Here is a 13,627-nt window from a genome sequence, read left to right as displayed (position 1 = left end):
TCGATCGGTTCTTTATTATTGGAAAGAACGGCGAGGTTCACTGTAAACAACGAATCCCCCGCCGCGGCGAATCGGTTTCTTTTCATGAAGAGAGATATCGGTAAAATCAGGAACTTTTAAAAAATGTTTTTCTAGTTCCACTTCAACGAGACGAAACGCCTGCTCATCATCGCTAGCCGCAATCACGACATGGATGGTTTCAGCTAGACCTGATACTTCAAAACGATATAAATACATAGTTCTCACCCTTATGCGACCGTGCTAACTTGCGTCAAAATGCGATCCAATTCGGTTTGCAATGTTTCTAAACCGACACGATCTAAATAATTCAAAAATGTTTCGCCCGGCAATTTCGTTTCTTTAAAGTATGTCAATAACTGTACGAGAACGTTGCCGATTTGTTCGGCGTCTACTTTCCCTTTCAGCTTTTCATTGAATTTGCCGCCGCTTTCCAATGTGCCGCCGACATAAATTTCAAACGCTTCAATCATGCCTTTGTCTTTTGTTTTCATTTTAATTCCTTGTAAGCCAATATCGGCGATTTGCCGTTGACCGCACGAGTTAGGGCAGCCGACCATATGAATGCGAACAGGCACATCAAGCTGCAGATGATCGTCTAAATATTCGGCAACCCGTCGCATCCGTTCTTTCGTCTCAACAATTGCTAGGTTGCAATATTCGGTGCCTGTGCAGGAAACCGAATAGCCGATGAACGATTTAGGCTGAATCGTAATGCGCTCGAATACTTTTTCCTGCAGCACTGTTTCAACATTTGCATCTGGAACGTTTGGAATAATTAAATTTTGCGAGTTGCAGAAGCGAACTTCACCATTGCCGTACTTCTTAGCAATTCTTGCAATCTCAAATACTTCGTCCGCACTGAGCCGTCCTACTGGCACATTAAAACCGATATAATTGAGCCCTTCCTGTTTTTGGCGGTGAACGCCGTAAAAGTAGCCGGCATTCCAGCCTTTTTGCACATCTTCACCTTTTGATGGAAGAGGACCGGTCAGTTCTAAAAGCTTCTCCTTAAATTTGTCTACTCCCCAATCAGCCACAAGGAATTTTAGACGGGCACGATGCCGTTTCTCACGGTAGCCGTAATCGCGGAAAATCGTCGTAACGGCAATGGCCACATCTTTTACACGATCTTGCGGCACGAATACGTCAAGTGTTTGAGCAAGATGCGGAGTAGCGGACAATCCGCCGCCGACTTTCACGTGGAAACCGATCGTTTCTTTGCCGTCGATGACCTTTTTGGCCGGTGTGAACGATACGCAGTGGATTTCCGCATTCGCCGCGTTATACGTATTGGCGCTAATTGACATTTTATATTTGCGAGGCAAGTTTGAAAAATCTTCATTATGCTGGAAAAACTCATACACTTCGCGAACGATGGCCGTTGTATCAAACAATTCGTCTGGATCAATGCCAGCAAGAGGGTTGCCGACAATATTGCGGGTAATGTCGCCGCAGGCGCCTGCTGTTGACAATCCGACTTTTTTGAGGCGATTAAAAATATCTGGAATCTGTTCAATTTCAAGCCAATGGAATTGAACGGCCTGCCTTGTAGTGATGTCAAAAATGCCGCGTCCATAGTCGCGAGAAATTCCTGCTAATGTTTCGAGTTGTTCGTTATTTAAAATGCCTGAAGGAACACAGACGCGCATCATAAAGTAGCCGGCCTCTTTTGGACGCTGCAAGTAAAGTCCTGCCCATTTGAAATAATCCCACTCTTCTTGAGGAATGGAGGCAAACCCTTCTTTCGCATAGCGCGGAATGTCCGCAAAAATTTTCAATCCGTCCTTTTGCAGTTTCTTTAATTCTGTTTTATTTAAATTGGGATTATCAGCCCATTTTTTTTCATACGCCATATGATCCATCCCCCTTAATAAAATGTTTCTGACGTAAATACGCCAATACTTGATCAGCACATTCTTCAATCGAATAGCGATCCGTTTCGATGATCAACTCTGGCGAAATAGGTGCTTCATATGGAGAGTCGATTCCCGTAAAATCGCGAATTTCTCCGTTTCTTGCTTTCCTATACAGCCCTTTCGGATCGCGTTTTTCACACTCTTCTAGCGGACATTTAACGTAAATTTCAATAAATTCTTCTTCTTCGACGAGGCTGCGGACGAGCTGGCGATCTTGAGCGAAAGGGGAGATAAATGCTGTCAACACAAATTGTCCGCTGTCGACAAACAATTTAGCAACTTCTCCGATGCGTCGAATATTTTCCGTGCGATCCTCCGCTGAAAACCCAAGATCTTTGTTTAAGCCGTGGCGAATGTTATCACCATCTAGCACGTAATTTTGAATGCCGAGTTGAAACAATTTTTTTGATACGGCGTTGGCGATCGTTGACTTGCCGGAACCGGAAAGCCCTGTGAACCATAAAATACCGCTATGGTGACCGTTGCGTCGTCGTCGGTCTTCTTTTGTTACTGTCGCTTCGTGCCAAACGATGTTTGTGCTCAACGTAAATTCCTCCTTTAGCGGGCAAAATGGGATACTGTTTCACGCTCTTTTAATCCTTGAATGAGCACTTGCACCACTTCTGGGCGGCTGAACGTGCTTGGCGGCACTTGGCCGTTTCTTAACATTTCACGCACTTTCGTTCCCGATAAAACGACGTGGTATTCACGGGCGTGCGGACATGTTTTTGTTGAAGCCATTCCTTCGCATTTTGTGCAGTAAAAGCTGTGCTCGAAGAATAATGGTGTAATCCCAAGCTCTTCTAGCGTAAAGTTCAAGAAAATCTTTTGCGCATCATATGTGCCGTAGTAGTTGCCAACACCGGCATGATCGCGTCCAACGATGAAATGAGTACAGCCAAAGTTTTTGCGCACCATTGCGTGGAAAATGGCTTCGCGCGGTCCAGCATAGCGCATGGCTGCTTGGAAAACACCGAGAAAGACGCGGTCTTTCGGGTAATAGTTTTCAAGAAGCACTTGGTAGCTTTCCATGCGAATATCCGCCGGGATGTCATCATCTTTTGTTTCACCGACAAGCGGGTTTAAAAATAGGCCGTCAACGATTTCAAGCGCACATTTTTGAATATATTCATGAGCTCGGTGGACAGGATTTCGCGTTTGAAAGCCGACAACCGTGCTCCAGCCTAGTTCGATAAATCGTCTCCGCGTTTCAACAGGGTCGAAGTAAAATGAGGCAAATTTGCCTTTATTCGTTCGCTTGATGAGTGTGATTGGTCCGCCCACGTAGACGTTTGGTTTTTCAAATAATTTTTTTACGCCAGGGTGATTCCAATCATCCGTTTTATAGACAAGAAGCGCCTCTTTTTGCTTATCAGGTACGTATATTTCTTGAATTTCGATGATGCCATATACATCGCCGTTGTGAACAAGCTTTGCTACGTCTCCGACAGAAAGGGTTTTTGCTTTGTCTTCGCTCACGGCAAGCGTAATTGGAATGCTCCAAACGGTTCCGTCAGCAAGGCGCATCGTTTCTACGACAGCCTCATAATCTTCTTTTCCTAAAAATCCTATAAGCGGGCTGTAAGCGCCGGTGCCGATTAATTCAAGATCGCTTACCTCGGCGTTTGATAGTTCAATTTCTTTTTTGAGGTGATGCAGTGGATATTCAGGATTCCAACGGTTGACTAATGTTCCTCCATGAGGGATGCTTAGGCTCATTACTGATTCCTCCTCTAATACTAATAATCTATAATAAACAGATTGGATAACTATGATTTATTGTTAAATACCTCCGCCATTTTCATGCAATGATCGTTTTTCATCAGATACAGTTTTCTTCAGACTAATAATTCCAATTGTTGCTAAACAGACGCTGAAAATAGCGATAACAGTGTAAAGATCGCTGTCTAACAGCCATTTGACAAGGCTGTACGAAATGACAAGCGAAAAGATAGGGGATACAAACCATACTTTTAAAAGCTGAATGACGATTCGTTTTTGCCAAATATAAAAACCTGTTTTAGCTGTGCCGATTCCGATAATCGCTGATGTTGTAATTTGCGTTAGCGGCACTGGCAAGCCAAAAATGGATGAAATAATTACAAGAATGGCTCCTGTCCCAGAGATGGCACATCCTTCAAACGGGGAAAATTGCGTAATTTTCTTTCCGTTTGTTTCAAGCACTCTTTTCCCCAATAATACAGCGCCCAACGCGACGAACAGACCTCCGAAAATAATTCCTTTTTGCACGGAAATGAGCCCGGCTCCGACAAGCGGGCCAATGGCATTGGCGACGTTGTTCATGCCCGCAGAAAAGGCTTCAAAAAAACCGGTTATAATCAGCAGCCCCATAAAGCTTTTTTGCCATGCTCCACGTTCGACTTGCGGATATTTTCTCTTCAGTTTCAGAAACCATTTACCGATGATAAAAGTGAATGCGAACGCAACAATTGGAATCAAAATCCAAATAGAGACGATAAAAAGAAGCTTTGATACATATAAAGATTGATAGGCGATGCCGATGCCGACAACCGAGCCGACGGTAATTTCGCTCGTCGATAAAGGAATCCCCATCATATTGGCTGCAAATAAAGAAATCGCTGCAGCTGTTAGAATAATAATGACAATTTTAATAGTTAAAATGGACGAAGGGATGATGCCCGAGCCAATCGTTTTAACCACTTCGCCGCCGCCAAGGCTGCCTAAAAAAACACCGAGGCCGCAAAGAAAAAGAGCGACGTGCTTCCTCTGGATCGCTCCGGAGCCGTAAGCGACCCCCATTGCTGCGGCTGCGCCACTGGCGCCGATGTTCATTGCGAAAAAGAAGGAGACGATGAAAGCGATCGTTAACAACATGATCCGTCCCTCCTACGATTCATGAAGGCCGCACTCAACTTTTCCTTGTCCGGCCCATCTGCCTGAACGCAAGTCATTTGTGTCGAGCGCAGGGGAGGTGCATGGTTCGCAGCCGATGCTCGGATATCCTTTGTCATGAAGCACGTTATATGGAAGCTGATGTTTATATACGTAGTTCCATACATCTTTCCATGTCCAGTGAATCAGTGGACATATTTTAATAGATTGAAATTTTTCGTCTTTATTGAGATATTCCACATGGCTTCGCGTTGGCGATTGCTCTCGGCGCAAGCCGGAAATCCAAGCGGACACGCCGGTTAGCACTTCACGAAGCGGAATAATTTTACGAATTTCACAGCATTTGTTCGGATTGTGTTTCCATAGTTCGTCACCGAATTGCTTCGCTTGTTCTTCTAGCGATAGATGAGGCTGTTTCATGACGATGCGCAGCGATGGGTATTTTTGTTTGACCTTTTCAATCGTTTCATATGTTTCACGAAAATGAAGATTCGTATCAAGAAACACAATTTCCGCATCCGGTTTTACCTTCGAGATCAAATCAATGAGTACAATGCCTTCAATCCCAAAGCTGCAAGCATACACAATATCGTCTTTGTAATGGTCGTATGCCCATTGAAGGACATGCAACGCGCCTTTTGTTTCGTTATCGATTGGAAACGCTGGTTTTTCTTCATCCCATGTGTCGTACGTAAGCAAAGAAGTTCCCCCCTCTAATGTGAATATAAAAAAAAGCAGTCTTCCCCCTCGATGCTAGATTGAAAGGGAAAACCGCCTCTAGTTTGTCTAGTCAGCGTATAGTTATTTAATTCTTATTTTTTCGTTGCGTTCTAATTGGATTACTTTTCCGTCTTGCACAATGATTGTAATAGAGCCAAATTTCATCGATTGTAGCATTTCTTGCAGTTTGGCGAAAATCGTTTTGAACTGTTGCTCGTTGTCCATTATTGCTTCCTCCTTATCGTGATAATAAAAAAGCTTTCCATTTCGGAAAGACAAAGGAGGTAAACGTATTTTACCTTATCTCCCAAAATGGTTCCCATTTGGCCGGATGTAGCACCTTGCTTCACGACGAAGTAGGTTGCCGGGGTTCATTGGGCCTGGTCCCTCCCCCACTCTTGATAAGTATGTAATTGAATAAAATTTTAACATAATTCGAACAAATGTCAACCCGAGTTTTTCGATAGGAATTATTTTTTTATAAAAAAACCCCCTCATGACGAGGGAGTTTGAACGAAAGTTATTTTTTTTGCTGCAATTCCATGAGCATGAATTTTCTGGTATTTGGGCCGTAGATTCCATCATCTTTTAAAGCGGCATACATTGATTGGAATCGCCGCACAGCGTCTTCCGTATTTTTTCCATATATTCCGTCAATAAGTTGTGGGTCAAAGTTGAGATGTTTTAAAGCGCGTTGTAACATTTTTACATCTTCGCCTTTATCGCCTAGTTTTAATGTTTTATTTGGCAATGGAAATTCTTCTTGATCTAGCTTTTGCTTTATGACTTCAGATAGCTTAGCTAACGTTTCCCGTCCGACGATTCCATCCACATGCAGTCCATATCTTTTTTGAAAAGCTAGCACCGCACTTTCCGTCTCTTCTCCGAATACTCCGTCTGCCCCATATCTCGGAAGAGGAAACCCAACGCGAATTAAATCTTTTTGTATTTCTTTTACAAAATCACCCTTATCACCTAGTTTCAGAGGCAAGCGTGCAGGATCTTCTACTTGCGGGGCCTGAGGAGGTGATTGATTACTTGCTTTTAATGTTTTAATGACATCATTAATAAAATGATCCCACGTGACCCCGTAAAGACGAAATGCATCGAACGGATCGCTTCTTCTCTCAGGATCGAGCGTATGGTGGGAGACAATATGTCGGGCGGGATCGAGACCGAATGTTTTGCAAAGATAGGCGTGATACCATACGTAGCGTTTGTACGCTTCGTTGAAATCAATGTTGCCCCCATAGCAAAGTTCCACTCCAATTGCCGCGTCGTTGGCATCGACTCCAAACAAATCGTTATCGGTTGGTTTATTGTATAATACATGCCATGCTTTTTCGTCTAATGGAATGATTTCAAGAATATATTTGTCATCAATGAATGTATGGGCAGACGCTGACGGTTGGCGGGTATCAAAATAGTGGCGGTTTGCATAGGCAGTGGAGCCGGGATTGCCGGTTGCATGGCTAACAATAAATTTGACGCCTTGCAATCTTTGGCCGGAGCGGGCATTTCCAAGGTGAATGTAGTCGCGGGTAATCTCGTATGCCATGTTTGTCCACCTTCCTTTATAGTGTTTTCTCCATATCATATGCTTTAGCTTGGAAATTGTTAAAATATAGAAAAATCCATTCATTATGTTTATCGCTTGGAGAGAGGGAAAAGGATAGAGAGGACATAAAAAAAGATGGAGAATCCATCTTTTTTACTTTGAATTATTTTTTGCGCAGATTTCCTAATTCTTCAACAATGGCCTGCATTTCGCTTGGACTAAACGAACTTTTTTTCATCACCATTTCATAAATGTCTTTTAAATCTTCGTATAGTTCTTCATCGAAATGAGATGATTTCATCACATCTAGGTTGAGCACCTTTAGCTTTTCTTTCATTTTTTCAATCATATATTCCATATTTTCGAGCGATTTTTTAGACAAATCCACAACGTTCATCCCTTTCTAGTCTATTTTATTGTCCATTGTATCACATAGAAAGCGCTGAAAGATATACATGGTAGCTTCTATTTTGTTTATAATGATAGCGAAGGGAGATGTGGCAAAATGGTAAAAGTGTTATTTGTTTGTTTAGGAAATATTTGTCGCTCGCCAATGGCTGAAGCGATTTTCCGCGACCTGGTAAAAAAAGAGGGGCTTGAAGAACAAATTGTCGTTGATTCTGCCGGGACTGGAAATTGGCATATCGGCAAACCTCCCCACGAAGGAACACAGCAAGTTTTAACAAAGAAAGGGATTGATTTTTCCGGAATTCGCGCAAGACAAATTGGTGAAAAAGACTTGCGGGAATTTGATTACATTATCGCGATGGATGTAGAGAATGTGGGAAATTTACGTCGATTAGCGGGATATAATAAAGTCGGGTTTATTGGGCGGTTGCTTGATTTCGTTCCGGACAGCGATGTTGCCGACGTACCTGACCCTTATTATACAGGGAATTTTGCTGAAGTGTATGAACTCATTCAAAAAGGATGTCGTCATTTGCTTGAAACCATTAAGCGAGAGAAAGGATTGTAAAAAGGGTAGAAAAGGGGAGAGGAGAACGTGAAAATGTGGAGAAATATGGTGATAGGGGCAGCGCTCGGCGCAGCTGTTTCACTGTTTGATCGGAAAACGAGAGATTCCTTAAAAATCGCTTGGCAGCAGCGAACCGAGCGAGTGAATCAATTTTGTGAGTCATTGGAAACAGTCGTGTATACTGCCAAAAAAATAAAAGATATTGCTGAAACAACGCCGAAAATGATCGAATGGATGGAGGAAACATACCGCGTCATAGCAAATTCCCGCTCGAATAAGTGAAGGGAGCATACGATCATGTTGATGAATCTCACGTTTATACGAGAAATGGTGAAACGCTTCCAAGAAGACGAAGTGTCTCGCCTTTCAGCAGAATTAGCCTATTTTTTTCTTCTTTCTCTTTTTCCCTTTTTAATTTTTTTATTCACATTGCTTGCCTATTTACCGATTCCGCATGAAGACGTGCTATCGGTAATCCGCCAATATGCGCCAAAAGAAGCGATGGATCTCATTGAAGCAAACATTCATTATATTATGGACCATCAAAACGGTAAACTATTGTCACTTGGAATTATCGGGGCGCTTTGGTCTGCGTCCAACGGCATTGATGCGATCGTTCGTGCTTTTAATCGCGCTTACGATGTCGAGGAAAGCCGTTCGTACATTGTCGCTCGAGGCATGTCGATTTTATTGACGTTTGGCATGATGGCTGTTATTGTAGTGGCATTGTTATTGCCCGTCTTCGGAAAAGCGGTAGGTCTTTTTTTATCTTCGGTTATCGGTGTTTCCGATACGTTTTTGACGGTGTGGGGAATGTTTCGCTGGGCCGTAAGCTCGCTTATTCTTTTTATTGTTTTTACGTCGTTATACTATTTTGCCCCAAACAAGCGGTTACGGTATAAGGATGTACTTGGTGGAGCGCTGTTTGCGACGGTTGGATGGATTGTGACGTCGCTTGCTTTTTCTTATTATGTAGAGAGCTTTGCCCGTTATACATCCATGTACGGAAGCCTCGGGGGAATTATTATTTTAATGGTTTGGTTTTATTTGTCGGGCATGATCATTGTATTAGGCGGAGAGCTTAATGCAATTTTTGATTGTCAACGTAATGGCAGAAAAAGGGAACGTTAACAATGATCCTTCTGATAAGGGTCAAGAAAAAGGGGGATGCTAATCGCTGTAGTCGTTCTATCATTAGGAGGGGATCATATGGCGAAACAGACAAAAAAAGACGGCGGCACAAAGCAAAAAGGAAAGAACAAGCCGAAGCATAAAACGAGCGGCAGTGCCAATGGCCAAAATGGATATCACTAAAAAAAAAAGAGGCTGTCATCTCGACAGCCTTTTATTCAGCGATTTCTTCATATTGATAGTACGTTTGGTTGTAAATGTGCTCAATTTCCGCATCAGTCATATATACAAGTTGATCTTTTGCAATTCCTTTTACTTTTTCGATAAACTCAATCATGTTTTTTCGCTCTGCTCTACTCATCGTTCATCGCTCCCCCTACTCTGTTTTAAAACAGGTTTTTATTTTATTGATTGTATTATATAACAGAACAAAAAGGAGCGTCAATATGTTTTTTTAAAATGGGTAAAAAAAGAGGTCACTCTTCGGCGACCTCGGTTGGTTTGTTATATAACAAGGCGGATAAAACAAAGAGAAGAAGGGCGCTAACTGCCATAAAAAAGCTCCCGCTCTGTTTGTACTGAATGATGATGCCAATGATTAACGGGCCGCACATACTTCCGATGCTGTAAAGGATGCCTGATAATAAATTGCCTGTTGGAAGGAGCGGCTTTGGCAATAAATCAGCCATATACGTAATGCCGAGGGAAAATAGCGAGCCAACAAACATTCCGGCAACAAAAAAGCAAATAAATAACCATATGGCTGAATGAACGAAAACTTGTGCACCTATAAAACTGCTGCTGCCAATTAACAGCGCTGCACAAAGAACAGACTTCCTTTTCCATCGGTCGCTTAGCATGCCGAGCGGCAATTGAAATAGAATGCTGCCAATGGAAAAGGCAGGTAAAATAAAGGCGACATGTTCCACTGAAATATGTTCACGCAGCGCATAAACAGGAAAAATGCCGTGAATAGAAGCTTCTAAAAAGCCGTATGCAAAAGGAAGCAATAATGCGGCCCATGCGTGTTTCCACGTTTGAAAAAAACGACGGGAAAGATTCGAATCAACAGAGTGCTTACTTGCCTCTGGACGTTCATTTTTAATGAGAAAAACAGCGAGCCACCCCATTAAGCTAAGCGCTGAAGATAATAGAAACGGCAACGTCTCGTTTACTTCCACAAGCGAGGCAAACATTGGCCCGATCGCAAAGCCGATTCCAAAAAACAATCCGTATAGAGATAAATTACGGCCGCGGCGCTGATGCGGAGAAAAATCAGTAATCCATGTTTGTGTGGCGAAGTGAAGCATATGATCGCCAATGCCGATCAACAGGCGCAATATAAACCAAAACCAAAATGAAGACAATAGTGGAAATAAAGCAAGTGATAATAGTACAATAAAACCACCGAGTATAATAATGGGGCGATATCCATATTTTCGCAACGGCTTCTCCATGAATGGAGAAATGACCAGTATCCCAATATACATAGCAGTCGCGTGCGCTCCGTTGACGGAAGAGGAAAATCCATGCTTCTCAAGAACGATAGAAAGCAAAGGGAGCAGCATCCCTTGAGATAATCCAGAGATCGCAACGATGCTAACCAAAATCAAAAAACGCATGATAATCCCTCATTATACAAAAATCAAACCAATTATCACAAGTGTTGATGATCCATTATTTTACTAAAAATATGGAATGATATAGCTAGACACAAGCTTTTCTGCCTCTTCCCTCGAACAAGAACGCTAGCCTACAAATGCATTTGCCCGCAAAGCGTTCGTTGTTCGAGGAGGGCATGCATATGGCATGCCCAGTCGGCAGAAAAGCTAGGAATCAAGCAATGTCAATTGGTTTTTATTGGATAATCAACACACCTGACCAATTATCATCGTACAAAGTTTTTTGCTAGAACACAAGAAAAAAGAGGTGAAAACAAATGGAGTTTACGATGAAGGAAGTCGGATTCCAAACGAAACTTGAATACGGGGAGCTGCATATAGCGGGAGATGAGACGCACGGTTTTCGCCCTTATCAACTGCTTGTTTCTTCGATTGCCGTTTGCAGCGGCGGTGTTCTAAGAAAAATATTAGAGAAAAAGCGGATGCATGTAGATGACATGACGATTCGCGCCGATGTGACGCGCAACGAACAAGAGGCAAATCGCATCGAAGCGATTCATCTTCATTTCGCGATTAAAGGCAGCCGTTTAGATGCGACTCAAGTGGAAAAATCGTTGGAAGTAGCGCGCCGCAATTGCCCGATGGTGCGCTCGGTTGAAGGATGTATCCGTATTACGGAAACGTTTGAGATTATCGAGTAAGAGGAAAGGTTAGGTGTACAAGATGAACAAAATATTTGCGCTTCTTGTCTTTATCGGCGTGCCGCTGTCAATCATCGGCGGCCTCTTGCATTGGCCTTCTGTGATCATGTTTGCGGTTTACTGTGTCACTATCATTGCACTGGCAAGCTATATGGGAAGAGCGACTGAAAGTTTGGCGATTGTAGCAGGGCCGCGCATTGGGGGATTATTAAATGCGACGTTTGGTAATGCTGTTGAGCTGATTATTGCAATATTTGCGTTAAAAGCAGGGCTAGTGGAAGTGGTGTTGGCTTCACTCACGGGCTCTGTGCTAGGAAACTTGCTATTGGTAGCTGGCCTCTCTTTTTTTGTCGGGGGGTTAAAATACAAACGCCAAGAATTTAACGTATATGATGCGCGCCATAATGCAGGGCTTCTTACGTTTGCTATTTTGGTCGCTTTTGTGATTCCGGAAGTCTTTTCTCTCAGAATGTCTGAAGCTGAAATACTGTCTCTCAGCGTCGGTATTGCGGTTATTATGATTATTCTTTATCTAGCCGCTTTATACTTTAAATTGGTTACTCATCGAGGCGTATACCAACATAAATCAGACGAAATGGAAGAACATGAGGAGCCTGAATGGACAAAAGGAAAAGCAATTGCGATTTTAGCTCTTGCTACCATTGCGGTAGCTTACATATCAGAAAGGCTTGTCCATACTTTTGAAACGGTGGCCCATTCATTTGGTTGGAGCGAATTGTTTATCGGGATTATTATTGTCGCCATCGTCGGTAACGCTGCTGAACACGCTTCAGCCATTATTATGGCCTATAAAAATAAAATGAACATCGCCGTTGAAATTGCGATCGGTTCGACACTGCAAATTGCCATGTTTGTTGCGCCTGTGCTCGTTCTTATTTCTCTTTTCTTCCCGACCAGCATGCCGCTTGTGTTCTCTCTTCCTGAACTTGCAGCAATGGCGACATCGGTGTTATTAATGATTGTCCTTTCTAATGATGGTGATACGAACTGGTTTGAAGGGGCGACGCTGTTGGCCGCTTACACGATTATGGGAATCGGCTTTTATTTGCTATGAAAAAAGGACTCTGGGAGAGCAGAGTCCTTTTTGTTTGTCGGTAAAACCGACCAAGCTGTGGCATTGTTACAACAAATAGGAGGAAAAACAGCATCATATATGCTTGGACATATTATAACATGTTATTTGAATATTTAAAATATTAAGATTCATGTTGATAAATTTTTTTCTTGATGGATAAACCGCCTTTTTTTGAAAAAAATAACGGTGAAAGCAGCTATGGAAAGGAGTTTGCACAATGAGAAAATCCGTTTTTTGTTGCTTAATGAGTGCACTAGTTTTATATTTACCGACTTTCGCCGTTGCAGCTGTTCCGAAGCAAGTGCTAGGAAGTTCTGTCATCGATATATCGAAGGAAAATACGTATCCAAATCCAACTCAAGATTTGCCGTATTTAGAACCGAGTCCGCTTGCTAAGCAATTGCTCAAATCCGCAAATGTAAAAATTGAAAATCCGGAGTTGATTCGTTTATTAAATGAGTCGTCAGTATCAAGTACTCCATTTGCCATTGGATATCGTGCAACGATTTATTTAGGACAGTGGCCATTGAACTATCAATCGTTAGAAACATCCACGAATTGGGAGTATCAAAAAGTGAACACGAACTTTTTGGACAACCGGGGAGGCAATGCACCGCAAAAACTGTATTATAGGCAAGAAATGCAAAAACAGATTCGCGGCGGACTAACAGCGCAAATTCCAAATGAAGAGGCCGTAAGAAAAATGATGTTGCTGATCGCAATGAAAAAAACAAATTTGCCGCTTTCATTTAGTACAGTAATTGGCATCGGAACGAAAAAAGATCAACCGTACCGGGTTCCAGCGAAGAAAATGGGATATTTATACGCATACGCCCCAGCAGTGAACGAAAAGGGAAAAGTAACGTACGGGGAAGTATATATTGTGCTGAAAGGGAACAAGAAGAAAATCGTTGTGAAAAATGTCATCACACAGGGAATCGGGGCATGGATTCCTGTACAAGATCGCCTATCTTTCTCTTATGTTATAAGCGATCAGCCAAGATAAAACGTC

General features: G+C 42.6%; 17 protein-coding genes, 1 pseudogene and 1 riboswitch. Of the genes and pseudogenes, 6 read left to right on the top strand and 12 right to left on the bottom strand.

Features of this window, described 5'->3' with window-relative positions; genetic code table 11:
• Positions 1-15: 15 nt before the first annotated feature.
• The 10 genes and pseudogenes from N667_RS0117785 to N667_RS0117745 all read right to left on the bottom strand — a co-directional run bounded on the left by N667_RS0117785 (position 16) and on the right by N667_RS0117745 (position 7,477).
• A complete protein-coding gene (locus N667_RS0117785) occupies positions 16-237 on the bottom strand; it encodes a DUF3906 family protein (protein ID WP_027410741.1) in 222 nt (73 codons plus the stop codon).
• A gap of 11 nt (positions 238-248) precedes the next feature.
• A complete protein-coding gene (locus N667_RS0117780; protein WP_027410740.1) occupies positions 249-1,874 on the bottom strand; it encodes a nitrite/sulfite reductase in 1,626 nt (541 codons plus the stop codon).
• On the bottom strand, positions 1,864-2,481 hold the full coding sequence (cysC, locus tag N667_RS0117775; protein WP_027410739.1) for an adenylyl-sulfate kinase: 618 nt from the start codon (positions 2,479-2,481) through the stop codon (positions 1,864-1,866). The genes N667_RS0117780 and cysC overlap by 11 nt, the downstream gene beginning before the upstream one ends.
• 14 nt (positions 2,482-2,495) lie before the next feature.
• Positions 2,496-3,656 (bottom strand): sulfate adenylyltransferase, encoded by a 1,161-nt coding sequence (gene sat / locus N667_RS0117770; RefSeq protein WP_027410738.1) that lies wholly within the window; start codon positions 3,654-3,656, stop codon positions 2,496-2,498.
• Positions 3,657-3,719: 63 nt separating this feature from the next.
• Entirely contained in the window at positions 3,720-4,793 is a 1,074-nt protein-coding gene (locus tag N667_RS0117765) for an inorganic phosphate transporter (RefSeq protein ID WP_027410737.1), read from the bottom strand.
• A gap of 12 nt (positions 4,794-4,805) precedes the next feature.
• On the bottom strand, positions 4,806-5,510 hold the full coding sequence (locus tag N667_RS0117760) for a phosphoadenylyl-sulfate reductase (RefSeq protein WP_027410736.1): 705 nt from the start codon (positions 5,508-5,510) through the stop codon (positions 4,806-4,808).
• Positions 5,511-5,612: 102 nt separating this feature from the next.
• Positions 5,613-5,756, bottom strand: a complete 144-nt coding sequence (locus N667_RS19675) for a YezD family protein (RefSeq protein ID WP_084279314.1) — start codon at positions 5,754-5,756, stop codon at positions 5,613-5,615.
• A 72-nt stretch (positions 5,757-5,828) separates the two neighbouring features.
• Positions 5,829-5,939, bottom strand: a riboswitch (SAM riboswitch).
• Between the two features lie 112 nt (positions 5,940-6,051).
• Entirely contained in the window at positions 6,052-6,522 is a 471-nt protein-coding gene (locus N667_RS20285; protein ID WP_232223997.1) for a peptidoglycan-binding domain-containing protein, read from the bottom strand.
• Between the two features lie 60 nt (positions 6,523-6,582).
• Positions 6,583-7,089, bottom strand: a pseudogene (locus N667_RS20280) (N-acetylmuramoyl-L-alanine amidase family protein); the annotation flags it as partial.
• Between the two features lie 163 nt (positions 7,090-7,252).
• Positions 7,253-7,477: a DUF1128 domain-containing protein gene (locus N667_RS0117745; RefSeq protein WP_027410734.1), complete on the bottom strand. Its 225-nt coding sequence runs from the start codon at positions 7,475-7,477 to the stop codon at positions 7,253-7,255.
• 117 nt (positions 7,478-7,594) lie between these two features.
• Here N667_RS0117745 and N667_RS0117740 point away from each other — a divergent pair, with 117 nt between their 5' ends.
• Genes N667_RS0117740 through N667_RS0117730 form a run of 3 tightly spaced genes read left to right on the top strand, consistent with a single transcriptional unit; the run spans position 7,595 to position 9,196 of the window.
• Positions 7,595-8,065 carry a low molecular weight protein-tyrosine-phosphatase gene (locus N667_RS0117740; protein WP_027410733.1) on the top strand — a complete coding sequence of 157 codons (471 nt, stop codon included), beginning with the start codon at positions 7,595-7,597 and terminating at the stop codon, positions 8,063-8,065.
• Between the two features lie 33 nt (positions 8,066-8,098).
• Positions 8,099-8,347: a YtxH domain-containing protein gene (locus N667_RS0117735; protein WP_035099335.1), complete on the top strand. Its 249-nt coding sequence runs from the start codon at positions 8,099-8,101 to the stop codon at positions 8,345-8,347.
• A gap of 15 nt (positions 8,348-8,362) precedes the next feature.
• Positions 8,363-9,196: a YihY/virulence factor BrkB family protein gene (locus N667_RS0117730; protein ID WP_027410731.1), complete on the top strand. Its 834-nt coding sequence runs from the start codon at positions 8,363-8,365 to the stop codon at positions 9,194-9,196.
• 214 nt (positions 9,197-9,410) lie between these two features.
• Here N667_RS0117730 and N667_RS19015 read toward each other — a convergent pair whose 3' ends face one another.
• Together N667_RS19015 and N667_RS0117715 are read right to left on the bottom strand one after the other, a co-directional pair.
• Complete coding sequence (locus N667_RS19015; protein WP_035099332.1) at positions 9,411-9,557, bottom strand: BH0509 family protein; 147 nt, start codon at positions 9,555-9,557, stop codon at positions 9,411-9,413.
• Positions 9,558-9,672: 115 nt separating this feature from the next.
• A complete protein-coding gene (locus tag N667_RS0117715; RefSeq protein WP_027410730.1) occupies positions 9,673-10,818 on the bottom strand; it encodes an MFS transporter in 1,146 nt (381 codons plus the stop codon).
• A 317-nt stretch (positions 10,819-11,135) separates the two neighbouring features.
• Here N667_RS0117715 and N667_RS0117710 point away from each other — a divergent pair, with 317 nt between their 5' ends.
• The 3 genes from N667_RS0117710 to N667_RS0117700 all read left to right on the top strand — a co-directional run bounded on the left by N667_RS0117710 (position 11,136) and on the right by N667_RS0117700 (position 13,621).
• Complete coding sequence (locus N667_RS0117710; RefSeq protein ID WP_027410729.1) at positions 11,136-11,519, top strand: OsmC family protein; 384 nt, start codon at positions 11,136-11,138, stop codon at positions 11,517-11,519.
• A gap of 22 nt (positions 11,520-11,541) precedes the next feature.
• Complete coding sequence (cax, locus tag N667_RS0117705; protein WP_027410728.1) at positions 11,542-12,594, top strand: calcium/proton exchanger; 1,053 nt, start codon at positions 11,542-11,544, stop codon at positions 12,592-12,594.
• 265 nt (positions 12,595-12,859) lie between these two features.
• Positions 12,860-13,621 carry a YfkD family protein gene (locus N667_RS0117700; RefSeq protein ID WP_409978200.1) on the top strand — a complete coding sequence of 254 codons (762 nt, stop codon included), beginning with the start codon at positions 12,860-12,862 and terminating at the stop codon, positions 13,619-13,621.
• The last annotated feature ends 6 nt before the right edge of the window (positions 13,622-13,627 follow it).

The sequence above is a fragment of the Anoxybacillus tepidamans PS2 genome, assembly GCF_000620165.1.
In the GTDB taxonomy this organism is placed as follows: domain Bacteria; phylum Bacillota; class Bacilli; order Bacillales; family Anoxybacillaceae; genus Anoxybacteroides; species Anoxybacteroides tepidamans_A.
This window is presented reverse-complemented; position numbering and strand designations above follow the sequence as displayed.